Consider the following 2,824-nt stretch of genomic DNA (forward strand, 5'->3'; position numbering starts at 1 on the left):
CACCCACCACGTCCCCACCCCCTACTCCCCCACCCGACCTCCCCGCCGACCCCCTCCGTATCGAGGGCCTGCTGCTCGGGCTGGCCGCGGGGGACGCCGCCGGGTGGCCGGCCGCACGGCATCGGGCCGCGCGGATGCCGGAGTGGACGCGGCGGCTGACCCGTGAGCTGGACACCTTCGCGGAGCAGAACGCGACGACCACCCTGCCCGTGCCCATCGCGCTCAACCAGCCGCCCGAGCCGCTGCGCCTGGGCCCGTCGGACGACGCCGAGTGGGCCGCCTTCACCGCGCAGGCCGTGCTGACCGCCGCGGGCGCGCTGCCCGGCGGCCCCGACCGGGACCGTCGGCTGCGTACCGCCCTCGACCTGGCGTGGCACGCGCTGGCCGACGAGGTCGCGGCGGCGGCCGAGCGGGCGCCCGAGGTGGAGTCGGCGGTGCTGCCACTGCGCGCCCGGATCTCCGTACGGGCCGGGCTCGGCAACCTCGCCGCCGGGCTGCGCCCGCCCGCCACCGGCCACGACAACCCGCACTTCTTCGACGACGCCGCTTGCGTACGGGCCTGTGTGCTGGCCGTTGTGCACCCCGGCGATCCGCACGCCGCCGCAGAGCTGGCCGAGTTCGACGCCCGGTACACCCAGGACGGTGACGGGGTGCACGGCGCCCGCGCCATGGCCGCGGCGATCGCGGCGGCGCTCGGCGGTGCCACGGCGGGCACCTGCGCGGACGTGGCGCTGGAGCAGTTGCCCGAGGGTACGGAAATCCGCCGCAACGCCCTGCACGCCGTACGCCTGGCCCGCACCGTGGCCGCCGACCACCCGCACCGCCCCCACCGGCCGGACCGCCCCGGCCACGCGTTCATCCTCGTGCCCACCCTGGAGCACGAGATTGTCGATCACGTCTACAGCTACGGCATCGCCGCGGCCGAGACCGTTCCCGTGGCGCTCGCCCTCGGCATCGCGGGCCGCGGCCGACTGGCCGAGGCCGTACCGGCCGCGGCCTGCCTCTCCCGCGTCGCCGACTCGGCCCCCGCTCTCGCCGGTGCGCTGACCGGCGCGCTCGGCGGGGCACCAGGCGTCCCGCACACCTGGCGCGACGCCTGCCGGACCCTCTCGGGCTGCGCCCTTCCCCGGCTGGCCGGCACCGACCTCGTCGAACTGGCCGCACGGCTCGCCCGTACGGAATCGCCCCCTCCGGAAGCGACCGCTCGGGAAGCGACCCCCGAAGCGACCACCCCGGAAGCGACCGCTCCGGACCCGGCTGTTCCGGAACCGACCACCCCCGAATCACCCGCCCGAAAGGACTGACCGGCCATGTCGAACCCCGCATCCTCCACCCCGCCCCTCGAAGACCGTGCCATCGGCTGTCTCCTCGGTGCCGCCGTCGGCGACGCTCTCGGCGGTCCTGTCGAGGGCTGCACGCCGGAGGAGATCGTGGCGCGGTACGGCGGCCGGGTCACCGGCGTCGTCGGCCCCTTCCACCCGGAGTGGCGTACCGCCCGGCCCCTCGCGCCGTACCACAAGGGTGACGGGCACGTCACCGACGACACCCTCATGACCCACGCGCTGGTGCGGGTCTACGAGAAGGTCCGCGACCACCTGGACGCGTACGCCGTCGCCGAGCACCTCGTACCCGACCTGATCGGCGCGCCGCGCTGGATTCCCGAGCTGGAGGCCGAGGCGGTTCCGCTGCACCGCCTCTTCCTCGCGGAGAAGTGGCTGGTGACCCGGCTGCACTACGGTCACGTCGATCCGCGCGAGGCGGGTGTCGGCAACATCGTCAACTGCGGCGCCGCGATGTACATGGCCCCGGTCGGCATCGTCAACGCCGGTCACCCCGAGGGCGCTTACGCGGAGGCCGTGGACATCGCCGGCGCTCACCAGTCCTCGTACGGGCGGGAGGCCGCGGGCGTCTTCGCGGCAGCGGTGGCCGCCGCCTGCAAGCCGGGGGCCACGCCCGCCTCCGTCGTCGAGGACGTGCTGTGTCTCGCCAAGGACGGGACGCGCGCCGCCATAGAGGCCGTGTGCGCCGCGGCCACGCGGTACACGGACTTCGAGTCCGCGCTGGAGCCGCTGCGTACGGCCGTCGTGCCCTTCGACACCGTCGGCCCCGTCTACCGCGAACCCTCCCTCGGCGCGCGACGGCCCTCCCGGCTGCACGCGATCGAGGAACTGCCCATCGCCCTGGGCATGTTGGTCGTCGGCGAGGGTGATGTCCGCCGTACGGTCCTGGGCTCGGTCAACTACGGCCGCGACTGCGATTCCATCGCCACCATGGCCGGCGCGGTCGCGGGAGCACTGCACGGCGAACGAGGGGTTCCCGAGGAGTGGGGCGAGGCGGTCTCGCGGGCGAGCCGGCTCGATCTGCGGGCGACGGGGACGGCCCTTGCCCAGGTCGCCCGCGAGGTCTTCGCGCGGGACCGGCGGCGCCGGCTCGACCATGAGCGTGCCTTCGCCGCGATCGGGGGTGCGTGATGGCCCGCCGGCAGCCGGGCGAGTCCCCGGACCAGCGGCCCGCGACACTGCGCCTGACCTGGGTGCAACCCGAGGACCTGATCGGGCACGAACTGCGGCAGGCCGCCGAGGACGGACGCGACGCGTCGGCGGTCGAGGACCGCTGGCGGGCGGCGGGCGGGCATCCGGCCCCCGACCGGGCCGGTGCCTCAGCCCGCCCGGCGGACCCGCGCCTGCGCGCCCTGGCCGTGCAGTTGATGGACGAACTCGCCGCGCTCCCCTCCCCCTTGGCCGACGACGAACCCACCGACCTCCCCGCGATCAAGGCGGCTTGCCCCGCCTGGCCCTCCCCGCCCGGCCCCCAGTCCCTACCC

General features: G+C 75.6%; 2 protein-coding genes and 1 pseudogene. All 3 read left to right on the forward strand.

Features of this window, described 5'->3' with window-relative positions; genetic code table 11:
* The coding region (locus tag ADK86_RS14835; protein WP_053697024.1) for an ADP-ribosylglycohydrolase family protein at window positions 1-1,304 on the forward strand (1,304 nt) is incomplete at its 5' end.
* Window positions 1,305-1,310: 6 nt separating this feature from the next.
* Window positions 1,311-2,471, forward strand: a complete 1,161-nt coding sequence (locus ADK86_RS14840; RefSeq protein WP_053697025.1) for an ADP-ribosylglycohydrolase family protein — start codon at window positions 1,311-1,313, stop codon at window positions 2,469-2,471.
* A pseudogene (locus ADK86_RS14845) lies at window positions 2,471-2,824 on the forward strand (ADP-ribosylglycohydrolase family protein); the annotation flags it as partial. The gene ADK86_RS14840 and the pseudogene ADK86_RS14845, both read left to right, overlap by 1 nt.

The sequence above is a fragment of the Streptomyces sp. NRRL F-5755 genome (assembly GCF_001279365.1).
Taxonomy (GTDB): Bacteria; Actinomycetota; Actinomycetes; order Streptomycetales; family Streptomycetaceae; genus Streptomyces; species Streptomyces rimosus.